The following is a 13,217-nucleotide window of genomic DNA, read 5'->3' on the forward strand; positions in this document are numbered from 1 at the left end:
TTCACAGAAATATTTCCTGTACGAAAACAGAGCATATTATAATAATCGCGCACCTTCAAAAAATCAACACATACGACTCATTATAAGATGTTTATAAAAAAGGCAGACTCCTTTAAAATCTGCCCTGGCTCATTGCCTAAATAATCAATTAAAAATTAATATCCTATTTTTCAGGAGTAATATTCATTCACCCGTACAATCTACAATGCGTCAATAAAATCTAAATAGCTTCTTAGTATTTATTTTCCACATTAAAGTATCCGAATACAGCTTTATTATCCTTTCCATTATTTTCGGTAAGCAGGCCGACACGTAATCCACGTCCCCATTGAGGCAGCCCTGTTATATCTACGCGTTGATTACCGGACGGAAATATATGCCACTCCGTTTCGTCCACCGACCAATAGAAACGGTATAGTCTGGCATTTATAGCTTCAGCTTTTAGCATTATAGATTGGTAGTTGCCGAATGGGGCTGAATACAGTTCTGTTTTCTGCCCTTTCTCCAGTTTGAACAACTTTATATCTTTGCCTTCAACACCCCACGCATAGAGATTTTCAAATCCTCCATATATAGTCAATCCTTTAAAGTTGGAACCTGCAGCATTTACCTTCGTAGTCATAGTATAATTACCTGTCTGTGCATTTATTCCACGAAAGACAAGGCCTTCCTTATTATTTGTTACGGTCAGTGAGCCGTCAGCCTTCTCTGTCAGCGGTTTGGATAAATACATATCCCATTGCCAATATTTATCTTTTTCCTCGTCTGCAATAGTAAAATCGTCATAGAAATCTATATTCCTCTTTTGCACAGTCCCTTTGAACGGAACCGGCGCCTGGGCTGTAGGGGTATCGCCATATTTGAAATAAGGCCATCCTGTAACATCATTCCATACAAGCTCGTCTAAAAGTGCCTGACGGCCTACATATTCGAAATCGTAAGCATTGTACGCATGATAGAGGTAAAAATATCTGTTATCGGGAGTCTGTACGAGTGTACCATGTCCCGAACACCGCCAGTCTTTACCCCCTTGCAGTATCGCGTCAGGCTCATATTGTTCCCATTCTCCCCTGAGGCTTTTTGCACGGGCAACATGTACCCGGTAATCGCAACGATTGTCACAGCATCCACCGATAGAATAAAAATGGTAATAGTAACCATTACGTTTCACAATACATTGCCCTTCATCACCACGCCCGATCCAGCCTTTGGTGTGATCGGTGAGCGTAAAATGCTCTCCTTTAAGTAACAGGCCGTCTGACGACAACTCCGATGCCAGTATCTCTATCGGACGCTCTTCGAGACCGTAAGCTTTCCATGTGATATAAAGCTTTCCGTCATCATCTTTGAATATATAGGCATCTATCGCTTCCTTTCCCCATTCTAAAAGCGGTCCATGATCGGTAAATCCTTTTGTAATATCTTTTGTTGTAGCTACACCTATGCACGATATGTTGTCACTTTTCTTACGAGCAGTGTAATAGACAAAATATGTACCGTTGTTGTAGTACAATTCCGGAGCCCAGCAGTCACCTTTAATCCAAGCCGGATGCTCATTAAACACAGCACCTATACGTTCCCAGTTAACAAGGTCTTTGGAGTGAAACAAAGGATAGCCGGGTACAAATTCAGAGGTTGTCCCTGCCGCATAATAATTGTCACCTACACGAATCACCGTAGGATCTGGTAAGTCACCTGCAATGACCGGGTTACGGTATGTCTGCTCTATATTCTGGGCAAAAAGAGAGACCGAAATAAAGAATAATAAAAAAGTCAATTTGTACATAAATCGTTATATTAGATAAGTGTTCATTCAAATCGGGATGTTTATTCCTGGTTATCCAGATGCATAAGAAACCTATTTCTTATCTGTTCCGTCGACCATCTTCTTCCAAGGTTTCAATACAGATATTATAATAAAACTAAGTAATATCGTAGTTTGTATTGTTCCCCATACACGTGTCATTTGGAGATTATTAAAATAGTCGGCGCTGGAAAGTATATCCGGTCCGAGGGTCTGCGCCAGAGTTACATTTCCATTTATCCAAGGGCCTAATACAAATGTACCGAATAACACCTGAGCAATAGTCAGTATCCATTTCACAGTCAACCAACGATGTTTGAAAAACCCCCATTTTGTCCATATACCATAAACGATACCGATAAGAATATTTCCCATCGCACCGGGAATAATCAGGTAATCGTCTATTATTTGCAGCATACGCGAGAACATATACAGTTCATCACCCGTTTCAGGCTTACCTGTCAAAGCAAGAACCGACATTGCCAATGCTCCACCAATCCACATAATAGCTAGAAGAAGATGTAGTATTTTCAGGTACTTTATACCTTTTGATCCCAGTGTTTTCATGGTTATATCTTTATTTACCCAAAGATATTAAAATCCCATTCCTAAACCAAACATAAACCGGAAATCGTCTCCTGAACCAAACCATGAATATTTAGTGGTTATTTTATTAATTATGGTTACCCAGGCACCCCCACCATAAGAGGCATGCCATTTTTTTGAAGATTCGTGCGGATACCACACCCGGCCAAAATCGAATCCGGCGAACAAACCATATTTAAGGGGAGTAAACGGATTCTTTATTTTTCCCATATCTATGCGTAGATCTGAATACTGATAATAAGATTGCCTGCCGATAAACCGGCTATCACGATATCCACGCAACTCGGTAGAAGCTGATTGATAAAACTCATACTTATCATTAAAAATGGCTTTACCTTTCAGATTCGTGGCCCAGGTAATCCTGTCGGTAAGCTTAACATTGAGCGCCATATCGAGTTCTGCATAAGGAAAATTGCGTTCCGGGTGAAGTATATTCATCTTCCATCCGGCAGTAAGTGACCCGGTAAAAGTGGGAACAATATCGGAAACCTTCTTATCTATATCATACGACACACTCAAGTCTGCAAAGTAACGGGTATCGAATATAGAATAGCCATTATTGTAGTATTCATTGATATATCTGCCGTCGACCTCTTTAACTTTGAATATTTCGAATGAGGTTGATAATATGAGCTGATAATCTTTCTCCAGCGTATAATGAAAGGATGGTGTCAATGAATACTGCCCCACCTTCACACGATTATATACTTTCTTTTCATCTTTAAACCCATCTGTATTGTTCCCAAATCCAAAGAAGTTGGAGAAGTTTGTCGGAGAACCGACAAAGGCATCCAGATAAATACTTTTGCGATCGTCGTACATCGGGAAAATACCTTTATACATAAATCCTTTCAAATAGTTATAGCCTATACGGTGCTGATACGAAAAAGGGGAGCGTTTAAGTCCGTAACGGGTATATGTCACGAAACTACCCAAACTCAAGCCCCAGTCAGAGTCATATACCCCCCACGGGCTGAACGAAATACTATTATAGCGCGTCTTTTCATAATCATAATCATGTATCTTATCATTGTCTGTAATGACCACCTTCGCATCCTTTACAGAGTCCAATGCCTGTTTTTGAGATTTATATCCAAGTATTTTTATTTTACTCTCAGGTTGCATACTATATCTGTTATCACCTTTTCCTCCCAGGACATACAATGGTATCTTATTTCTTTTATCTCCCTTCACTTCAAAGTTATCGTCTCCGGTCAAGCCATACAACCATATTTCTTTTGAGTTTCTTTTCGTGTATCTGTGCCTGAATACAAGTTTACCGGTATTCCTGTTATATATATCGACCTGTATACTGTCGCGATGAAATTTATTTATTATAAACTTATCATTATTATTCGTACCGGTTATTACAGGATTGAATTGCAATTCTTTATAATATTCCATTGCAATCACATTGAGGTTATCTCTTCGTTTTTTCAATTTTTGCCTGATCTTATTTATTTCCTCGCAATGTATTTCTTTAGGCAATCGGGCAAAAGCATAATCAACCACACTGTCGGTCAATATATTTTTCAGATATTGCGCCTGCCGGAGCCAGTCTTTCCGTCCACTTTGGGCAGTCAGAGCCACATCAAGCGTAAAGCCCAATTTATTGAATTTTTTCAGATTACTTATGTGATCTTTATAGTCAGATATAAAACCGAGGGAAAGCACGCTCAACATTTGGCCTGTCAGCAAGCCATCTACTTTCATAAAAGCATGGCTGCGATCTATAACAATAGGCTTATACACAATCTTATTATCCGCTACACTTCTCTGCCAGTTCCAGTTCTCAGGTGTTTTGTTCCAATCTCCTATCAGCATATCAAATAAACGTTCACGGATATAAAGGTCCTGATCTACAACGTGAGACTTATCATCCTGCAATTTTTTCAGTAAATCACCCGTACTAATGATATCTTTTCTTATGGCAAGATCAGGGACATTCATTATGCTTACAAGCTTATCCTGAATCTCCGTACCATCAATAATAGTATCTGACGTAGCGTTACGGGCAATATAATAAAGGCGTGGATTATTTGAATTCAAATCCAAAACTTTAGCCATGTAGTCGGAAGCTATAAATGTATATGGATTTACAATAGTATATGCATCTCCTATAAAACTATCAAGATATGTGTCTTTAAAGTCGTTTTTATTATACATTTCCTGAAAGAACTCGGATTGGAGAAAACTTGACGAACCGCTTAAAGGCTTCACCAGATAATTCCTGCCACGTTTATCAACCATATAAAGCCCGTGAAATTCCGGTGCCTGCCCCGTTACTTCGAGGGTTCCAAAAAGGGAATTCAGGGTAGATGAACCTACCGAAACAGGAATAGTATATAACTCCCTGTAATGTTTTCCCCAAACAAAGTCATAGACGCAATTTCTATTTTTCTTCTGCTGCGAATAAATGGATTTCCGTATTGTATCACCCGAATATAACGGAATCGTATCATTATTAGTCCCTCCTGTCTGTGCCGACAAGATTACAGGCAGCAATAACTGCGATATCGAAAAGATAAATAATAATATAGCTGTATATTTCTTGTTGTGTTTTGACAAATTATTCACGATTAAGTATTTCCTTTATATATTAAATAACCAAAGTTACGATTAATACAGATTACCTCCTTAACTGCTCCAACAAAAAAAAATTGAAAAAGCTGGTCTATAAAGATTAAACTTTCTAATAAACCTGTATCAACTTATCTTTCAGTAATTATCAAATAAAACGCATTAAAAGAACAAAAATTCTCAATCACTTGTTCTGTCATTTTAAGTTAATTCATTACACTTTCACGAAAACAGAGCAAAATAAGACAAAACAGTATGTTAATTAACTCAATCAACAACATCAAGTCACACTCAAATGTTAATTATGATATCTATTGATTTTATTTATTGATTACTAACAATTTATTTATATCAAATTTTAACATTTGAATGATATTTTTTAGTTGTTTATGCAATCAGTTATAAAAAAACATATATCTTTGCAAAGTCAAGAACAAAAAATTATAAAACATTTACAAAAACTGAAGAGTAATGAAAACTAGCAAACAAACACTGGAACACGACTTGGTACAGATGCAAAGCAACATGCTAAACTACGCATTAACCCTGACGACTAACCGAGATGAGGCTAAAGATCTTACTCAAGAAACTACACTGAAAGCCTTGAGTAATATAGACAAATATTACGATAATGTCAATTTCAAAGGATGGGTTTTTACTATAATGCACAATCTGTTTATAAACAACTATCGCCGTGTAGTACGCACACAAACGGTTTTGGACAACTCGGAGAGCCTATATCAATTAAATATGCCTCAGGAATCCGGCTTCGACTCACCGGAAGGCTCTTTTACGTACCATGAAATAATGAATGTACTGGACACTTTCAATGACGATTACAAAACACCTTTTTCTATGTATTTTACAGGCTTCAAATATGATGAAATAGCTAAATCATTAAACCTGCCACTAGGTACGGTTAAAAGCCGGATATTTTTTGCACGTAAACGGCTACAGGAAATACTGAAAGATTATAAATAATTTTGTAAGTAAATAAACAACTAAGCATAAGTTAAGCATTAAGGCCTTCCGGATAAAACCGGAAGTTTTTTTGCATCCTTTTATGCAAACAACACATATATACGGAGTCACTTTTTGAAACACCTTCTCCACCAGGGACTTTTTCAGGCAGTTTTAGGCCCTAATACAAATAATTTTCGTAATTTTATAGCTAGTTAAAGATACTAAGTATTAATCGGTCTGGGCAAAAAGACAATTGATTATATGAAAAATGATTTTAATAAAAAAATCGTATCTGTTTTTAACTCATACTTTCCTCAAGCTAAAGAACTTGCGCACTATTTAACGGACACTCTCGATTTGAGCCGCGAATCAGTTTACCGCCGGCTCAGAAGCGAAGTACCTTTCTCGTTTGAGGAGATTTGTATAGTTGCACAGGATTTGGACTTGTCGATAGATAAGCTTATCGGATTAAAAAATACAGATACGGTGTACTTTGATCTGAAGATGCACCCATCGGCAAAACCGGAAAATGTTTTTTTGGAAATTCTGCAGGATAATATAGAAATCATGTGGAAACTTCAAAAATCCGGTACATTCAAAATGTATTTTGTATTGAACAGACTTCCATTTTGTTTTACGCTAACACAGAAAATCCTATCAAAGTTCTACTATTATAAATGGTGTGTAAATGCACTGAAAGGCGATTTGGATTGTGACTTTAGCACCTTTACCGTTCCGGATATAGTATATGAAAAACATCGACAATATATAATGAATGATAACTTACTGACCGGTGAGATGATCATGATATTAGACGAAAATATATTTCTTTATATGATAAAGGAAATTGATTATTTCCGCAGGCGTGGTTTGCTCAACAGCAACGACCTGATTGATTTACAACAAGGATTATTACAGGCCGTAGACCGGATGGAACATATGGTACGAACGGGGACAGGCAGCAGTGGGGCTAAAATACGCATCTACCTATCTGCTATAGACATAGAGCCCAGTTATTTATATGCTGAATATGGAGACAAAGTATCCATTAGTTTTTGGTCTCCGCAATCAGAACTGGCAACCACCCACAATCCGGTGTTTTGCGCACAAAAAAAGGAATGGATCGAATCCCTTACCAGATACACAACTCTCATCACTCAATGTAATGAAATGGAACAAACATCTTTTTTCAGCACACAGCGCTCTCTTATCAACGCCATGAGGTTCGGAATACCAGCAATAAAGCACGAGGTATTGTATAGATAATTTTATATATAACTCAGATGATTCTATTTTATCTTCTTTCATAAAAAAATACGGGTTCAAGTCCTACTTTGTACATAACTTCGTGATTACCTGGAAAGAAAGTTTAGAGTAAATTATGGAATCCGGCCATATATCACTCTATATATAAGCTTATATTCAAATTGCGATATACACCGATAAAACATTTATCGTATATTTGAAAAATCATCATACAAACCTATTACCAATGCAAAAAAGAAAAACCGACATAGTATACTATTCGAACAAAAGGCAGGATTATATTTTCGGTACTATCTTTTTACTCATCACATGTGTCTTTATTATCTTTTCATTTCTTTTCATTTCTGACGGGATCAAAGCAGTCCGTATCGAGTGGGCAGAAGACAGTACAATTGGATCTATAGCAGGATTAGTACTTATTTCCTTATTATTTGTAATAATAACAATATTGTTTGGAATAAGAGCTTATGCCAACCTTTTCAAGAAAATAGAAATAGCCCGTCTTGCGGACGATGGCCTGTTTTTCTCCGAAATGAAGGGACAAATGCAAATACACAAAAACTATGTGGCATATGCAAATATAGGCAGGGCATACATAAAAAAGAATAGATTGACAGGCTCTACGGTTATTATAGAGAGTAACGATGAAATACCCGTACCACTGGGCTATATAAACAGTTTCTTATCGCTGGCAAACAAAGAGGCCCTGATAGAAAGCATAAATGACCGTGTAAGCAAAATATCAGTACCAACTCAACCCGAATAACTACCCCACCCTATGGATATACTTACCCACGCCTTGTCCGGAGCAGCTGTAGCAACCTGTGCTTCAACCTTCGTTAAGACGACACCCTTAAGAAAAGCAAAAATAATATTGCTTGGTACTATTGGCGGTATACTCCCCGATATAGATGCCATCAGTATGTGGTCGCGTTTCGATACTACATTGGGTGAATTCTTCGGGCTCTCTGACACAGGCAAAGTTGTCTATAGCAGTAAATTTTGGTATTCGCATCATGCATTCTTTCACTCGTTGCCGGCCAGTATCATTCTAGGAATACTGCTTATTGTTAGCATTTATCTTATACAGAAATCATTAAAGAAAACAGATATACACTTTACCGGTTTTATGAAAAACCATGCAATTTACTTTATAGCCTTTGTTCTGGGCTTCTGGGCACATCTGGCCGGAGACCTGTCTACTCCCGCTTCGGCTTGGGGAGGTATAGCGCTTTGGTGGCCGGGGGAAAACTATACCGGGGGATATGGAAAGATATGGTGGTGGAACAATTATGATATATTTCTGCTCATCGTATGCTGTATTATCATTAATCTTACTTTCCCTGCATTCAAAATCCTGAGGGATAAATCAAAGATAATTACCTCAACAGTCCTATTTCTTACTTTTATCTTTATACTTATACAGATAAATAGCCGGCAATATGATTATGCCTATACAAAAAATACAGCAGCGATTTATGCTGAAATGGAACAAAACTCGAAAAAAGAGCAAGAACGTATTTTGGGAAAACACGTGTATAAATTAATGGATAAATTTGATCGCAGGTTGAAAATTCACTTCTAAATTTCCCCATTAAAACACCATGTAATGTTAACAGAAATTAAAAACAAAAACAACCTTCTTTAACGAATATCTGATTTACAGCACAATAATAACTCCCCAATATTTTAACACTGTTAAATCGAAATATGCAGCGAACATTTTACCTCTATAATGGTTCTATGTTTGTGTAGTTTTGTAAAGTTTGTGTTAAGGTTGGGAAAGTCAGCGATGTGATGTTGCGGACTTTTTCGTTTTATATAAGTCAGGATAACCCACCTTTCATTCTCAGTTTTTCAACAAATTCATCTACTATAGCCTCCGGAGTAGCCCATGAGGTAATAAACCGTACAGCCGTTTGCTTTTCGTCTACAATACTCCATACCAGGCACCCGTAATTATCCTGCATATGCTTTAATAATTCGTTTGGCAATATTGGAAATATCTGGTTCGTATCTGAATCGATAAGTAAAGAAAATCCTTTCGCTTTGAATGCGGCCGCCATCTTTGCGGCCATACGATTGGCATGGTCTGCCAGATTAAATATTAGATTGTCCCGCAGTAGCTTATCGAACTGTATTCCCATTGCCCGGCCTTTTGCGGTAAGTGCCCCCCGCTGCTTGAGATGAAATTTGAAATCTTTCTTCAGTTCAGGATTTGTTATCACAACGGCCTCTCCAAGTAATGCTCCGCATTTAGTACCTCCAATATAAAACATATCGGTCAGCGCTGCTATATCTGCCAAAGTCATATCATTAGAGGGGGCAGTCAAAGCCATCGGCAATCTGGCTCCATCCATAAATAAGATAAGATCATTAGCCTTACAAAACGTATATAAATCAGTCAGTTCCTGTCTTGTATATACTGTCCCCAGCTCCGTGGAATTTGAAATATATACTACCCTCGTACGCACCACATGGTGTCCTCTTATTTTGTTCAGAAACGGTTTTATATCTGCAGGATATAATTTCCCGTTACTTGTGGGAGCTGCCTCAACCTTGTGTCCGGTAGCCTCTATAGCTCCGGCTTCATTCACATAAATATGCCCTGTGGTGGCAGCGACCACCGATTCGAATGGGCGAAGTATAGAGCCTAGCACTGTAAGGTTAGCCAAAGTCCCTCCCGAAATCATATGCACATCGGCATCACTATCGGTCAATTCCCTGATCATTCTTTCAGCATTGCGGCTATATTCATCGTCGCCATATCCGGGTTGCTGAGAATAATTACTTCTTGTCAAAGCCTCTAATATAGAGGGATGGCACCCTTCTGCATAATCGTTCGCAAAACTGTATATCATCTTTATCTGTAGTTATTAAGGTCGCAGACCAATTCATTGATTCATTAAGTTAAACCTAATGACTAGTCAGAGATTCTAAGACTATCATTAAATACTTACTTTTACTTAATTGCCTACAAATGTAATATCTTAACAGGAAAAAAAGGAATGTAAGGTATGAAATAAATCATATATTCAATAAATGGTAATTAACCATTTATACCCTTCTGAGAACCGGACCCGACAAGTTGCTTTTTGTACTTTCGTCCTTTCAACAATGCGCTCAATGCCTCATCCAAATGTTCGAAAATAAAACGATAATGCAGATCGGAAAGATGCTGAGGAATTGCCCGCTGACCATCTACTACCATCGTGGCCGCTTCGCTCATAACAAGTTTCATTATAAATGCAGGCATGCGAAATATACGTGGTCGATAGAGGGTAGCTGACAATATATTGGAAAAACGCTTATTTGTCACCGGATTGGGAGCTGTAAGATTAAATATACCCTGAGCTTCGGGCATATCCATCAGGTAAATAATGGCATTCACCATATCCTGTATATGTATCCATGATATATACTGACTCCCTTTACCGAGTGTACATCCCAAGCCCAGACGAAAAGGCAAAGTAAGGATAGCCAACATCCCACCCTCCTTTGATAGAACGACCCCCGTACGCGATATGCAGACCCTCGTCTTGTCGCTTTGAGCTGCCAATGCCAATTCTTCCCATTTTTTGCATAATTGATGAGTAAATTCATCGTTAAACCCTGACTTCTCAGTCAAAATATTATTATCCTGCGCACCATAATACCCGATAGCCGAACCGGATATAAATACTTTAGGAGGTCTGTCACTGGCTTTTATCAACTCTGTGAGCCGACGGGTTATATTCCAGCGGCTATTACACAAACGCTCTTTCTGCTTTTTAGTCCAGCGTTTCCCGATAATAGGCTCTCCCGCCAGATTTATGACAGCATCGTACCCATCAAGAGACTTCATAGCTTGCAATGATGTACAAAATTTTGCCTGTTTCTCGAGCTTCTTCTCAGCCTTAAGCGGATTACGGCTCAGAACCATAACATCATGGCCTTGCCTGATGAGTGTCTTAACCAAAGCTGTACCAATCAGCCCTGTGCCTCCGGTAATAAAAATATGCATAGCTGTCTTTTTTTTGAGCAATGAGTTACTTATCTACTATAAAACAGCAATATACATCTTAATGTTTACCTGAGTCCGTTAATGTTTTCTTTTTTATTACGGCTTTTGATTATGAACTTTCTATTTTCCGTAAATGTAGTCTTTCAGCTCATTCAGTTCATAGGCAATCTGATCTTCCCATTCTTTTTGCTTAACCGGATCGCTTGCCGAATTGGTTTCCTGAGTATATTTACTTCTGCGATCGAGAAATTCCGACATCACTTTCCAGTTCAGCTCATCAGCAACCTTAGTTCCCGAGATCAACAATTTTCGATTTTCTTTTAGCGCTTTTCGGAGTTCACGGGCATACACTTCACTCAAATCGAAAAGCGTTTGCTGGTAAAGTAAATATTGTTGTACATTACCGGTAGTATCAATCTGGGAAGTCGATTTAACCATATAATTACGAACATTTTTATTGAAATTCTTACTGACAAAGTTAAAACGGCTCACCTCATAGTCGATAGCGAAATCTGCCGAAGTGGCTCCGCTTTCCAGATTCTTTGTTTTGATACCAAAATCATCAACAATCAGCTTTTGTCTATCATTCCAATATACTCTGTCGTCATCCTTTTTTTGAGAATAAGCAGCTGCGAAAACGAGAAGAAAAAAACTCAGGATAAGTAGTCTTTTAGATTTTAAAAGTTCCATAGCGGTATCATTTTATCGTTTAACGGATAAATGTATGGAAAATGCCATTATAGCAAAGGTAAAATGCCGGTTATTATTAAGTTGAATAACAAAATAAAACTTATTTTTGCATACATTAAACTTGAGATATTTTCTGTTTATTTTCTTCTTGCGCTACAGAATCCTTTTTATATTAATGATATACTTTTATTTGTTTATCCGGATAAGCATTGCTTTACGGCCCGTTTTATCCCGCAGGCATAGCCGGCATCAATTTACAGCATCGAGCAAGTATCTGCAACCCATTCATCTGAAAAAGTGTCTGATTTTTCGCCCTTATAGAAAAATCCCTGCATAAAATAAAAGAAAGTGTAAGCAGAGGAAACAATCCTGTATTATTCATAGATGAACCATTAGATAGCCAACCCGGACTTTGTCCCGGTATTGTCCACCCCCTCATACTAAAAAGATAATCTACAATCCAGGGTCTTTCTATATCGGCCCGTGTAAATTTCAGGCTTATATCTACCTGTTCATTATCCTCACTCATGCAAGTAAAGGAAGTATCTGCCCAATTGAAAGAAACATCGGCTGGTGAAGCAAAATGAAGTGGTAATATATTTGACGGGCAATAAGTAAGCATAGGATTATTTACGCTGCTCTTTTCCAGCCTGGCCACCAAAGAGTTTGCATATAACAAGACCCGTTCAACAGGCAGGGTAGTACCACCGCCCGATGTATATAACTTCAATTTTCCTCTTTTTACCAAGTCTTCATTCTCAGTTTCTATCTGTTCTATTTGTTTTGTGCCTACGATACCGGATATGGTCAGCGATTTAATCTTTTCCTTAGCCCTTTCCACCGATTTGATACGCTCCGAATCGTCCGGTTTCATTTCCGGCAGCTGATTTTTTATTTCTTCAAACTCTTCATCAGATAGCATCCCATCTGCACTCCCATTGCTTACCGCCGTTTTTGTACTACGCACAGGTTGAGCAGGCAAGATCAAATTACGGTAAACGCTTTCTACCGTGTTGTTGGATGGAAAATAGTTATCACTCCACATCGGAATAGGATCTACCAGTGACGAGATATTTTCTATAGCCATTTGGCTTCCATCCGGATTATTTACCGACCAGGGATTAGCATACTGCGACTCTTCCAGGACATCGGGAGGCCATGAGAATAAATATTTGAGCTGATCGCCAGCCGTACCCATAAATGACTGGGTTATAAATCCGTCGATGAGCAGAGCCCTCAGGGCTCGCTGTACGTTAGAGTCTTTTATGATTGGATTCATTTATGTATATATCATTAAGGTAAAAA

At 38.2% G+C, this 13,217-nt stretch carries 11 protein-coding genes; 4 read left to right on the forward strand and 7 right to left on the reverse strand.

What is annotated here, in order from left to right; genetic code table 11:
* Window positions 1-232: 232 nt before the first annotated feature.
* From IR083_RS04525 to IR083_RS04535, 3 genes are all read right to left on the reverse strand, one after another.
* Complete coding sequence (locus IR083_RS04525; protein ID WP_194223411.1) at window positions 233-1,786, reverse strand: family 43 glycosylhydrolase; 1,554 nt, start codon at window positions 1,784-1,786, stop codon at window positions 233-235.
* A 72-nt stretch (window positions 1,787-1,858) separates the two neighbouring features.
* Window positions 1,859-2,371, reverse strand: a complete 513-nt coding sequence (locus IR083_RS04530; RefSeq protein WP_194223412.1) for a hypothetical protein — start codon at window positions 2,369-2,371, stop codon at window positions 1,859-1,861.
* Between the two features lie 27 nt (window positions 2,372-2,398).
* Complete coding sequence (locus tag IR083_RS04535; protein ID WP_194223413.1) at window positions 2,399-4,987, reverse strand: hypothetical protein; 2,589 nt, start codon at window positions 4,985-4,987, stop codon at window positions 2,399-2,401.
* A gap of 474 nt (window positions 4,988-5,461) precedes the next feature.
* On the opposite strand from IR083_RS04535, the gene IR083_RS04540 reads away from it, so the two are divergent.
* From IR083_RS04540 to IR083_RS04555, 4 genes are all read left to right on the forward strand, one after another.
* Window positions 5,462-5,971: an RNA polymerase sigma factor gene (locus IR083_RS04540; protein ID WP_194223414.1), complete on the forward strand. Its 510-nt coding sequence runs from the start codon at window positions 5,462-5,464 to the stop codon at window positions 5,969-5,971.
* 243 nt (window positions 5,972-6,214) lie between these two features.
* Window positions 6,215-7,219: a helix-turn-helix domain-containing protein gene (locus IR083_RS04545; RefSeq protein ID WP_194223415.1), complete on the forward strand. Its 1,005-nt coding sequence runs from the start codon at window positions 6,215-6,217 to the stop codon at window positions 7,217-7,219.
* 226 nt (window positions 7,220-7,445) lie between these two features.
* The gene (locus tag IR083_RS04550; protein WP_006799400.1) at window positions 7,446-7,985 is read left to right on the forward strand and encodes a hypothetical protein; all 540 of its coding nucleotides are present in this window, start codon (window positions 7,446-7,448) and stop codon (window positions 7,983-7,985) included.
* Window positions 7,986-7,997: 12 nt separating this feature from the next.
* Entirely contained in the window at window positions 7,998-8,804 is an 807-nt protein-coding gene (locus IR083_RS04555; RefSeq protein WP_194223416.1) for a metal-dependent hydrolase, read from the forward strand.
* A 241-nt stretch (window positions 8,805-9,045) separates the two neighbouring features.
* Here the strand turns inward: IR083_RS04555 and IR083_RS04560 are convergent, their stop codons facing one another.
* The 4 genes from IR083_RS04560 to IR083_RS04575 form a co-directional block, all read right to left on the reverse strand.
* Window positions 9,046-10,080 (reverse strand): threonine aldolase family protein, encoded by a 1,035-nt coding sequence (locus IR083_RS04560; protein WP_194223417.1) that lies wholly within the window; start codon window positions 10,078-10,080, stop codon window positions 9,046-9,048.
* Between the two features lie 188 nt (window positions 10,081-10,268).
* Window positions 10,269-11,222: a TIGR01777 family oxidoreductase gene (locus IR083_RS04565; protein ID WP_194223418.1), complete on the reverse strand. Its 954-nt coding sequence runs from the start codon at window positions 11,220-11,222 to the stop codon at window positions 10,269-10,271.
* Window positions 11,223-11,342: 120 nt separating this feature from the next.
* The gene (locus IR083_RS04570) at window positions 11,343-11,912 is read right to left on the reverse strand and encodes a hypothetical protein (RefSeq protein ID WP_194223419.1); all 570 of its coding nucleotides are present in this window, start codon (window positions 11,910-11,912) and stop codon (window positions 11,343-11,345) included.
* Between the two features lie 226 nt (window positions 11,913-12,138).
* Entirely contained in the window at window positions 12,139-13,191 is a 1,053-nt protein-coding gene (locus IR083_RS04575) for a hypothetical protein (RefSeq protein ID WP_194223420.1), read from the reverse strand.
* Window positions 13,192-13,217 lie beyond the last annotated feature (26 nt).

It is taken from the genome of Dysgonomonas sp. GY75 (assembly GCF_015234155.1).
Classification (GTDB): domain Bacteria; phylum Bacteroidota; class Bacteroidia; order Bacteroidales; family Dysgonomonadaceae; genus Dysgonomonas; species Dysgonomonas gadei.

Bases quoted from the DNA above. Each gene is read 5' to 3' on its own strand.
- IR083_RS04525 (WP_194223411.1), bottom strand. From the start codon at position 1,786: ATGTACAAATTGACTTTTTTATTATTCTTTATTTCGGTCTCTCTTTTT.
- IR083_RS04530 (WP_194223412.1), bottom strand. From the start codon at position 2,371: ATGAAAACACTGGGATCAAAAGGTATAAAGTACCTGAAAATACTACAT.
- IR083_RS04540 (WP_194223414.1), top strand. From the start codon at position 5,462: ATGAAAACTAGCAAACAAACACTGGAACACGACTTGGTACAGATGCAA.
- IR083_RS04545 (WP_194223415.1), top strand. From the start codon at position 6,215: ATGAAAAATGATTTTAATAAAAAAATCGTATCTGTTTTTAACTCATAC.
- IR083_RS04550 (WP_006799400.1), top strand. From the start codon at position 7,446: ATGCAAAAAAGAAAAACCGACATAGTATACTATTCGAACAAAAGGCAG.
- IR083_RS04555 (WP_194223416.1), top strand. From the start codon at position 7,998: ATGGATATACTTACCCACGCCTTGTCCGGAGCAGCTGTAGCAACCTGT.
- IR083_RS04560 (WP_194223417.1), bottom strand. From the start codon at position 10,080: ATGATATACAGTTTTGCGAACGATTATGCAGAAGGGTGCCATCCCTCT.
- IR083_RS04565 (WP_194223418.1), bottom strand. From the start codon at position 11,222: ATGCATATTTTTATTACCGGAGGCACAGGGCTGATTGGTACAGCTTTG.
- IR083_RS04570 (WP_194223419.1), bottom strand. From the start codon at position 11,912: ATGGAACTTTTAAAATCTAAAAGACTACTTATCCTGAGTTTTTTTCTT.
- IR083_RS04575 (WP_194223420.1), bottom strand. From the start codon at position 13,191: ATGAATCCAATCATAAAAGACTCTAACGTACAGCGAGCCCTGAGGGCT.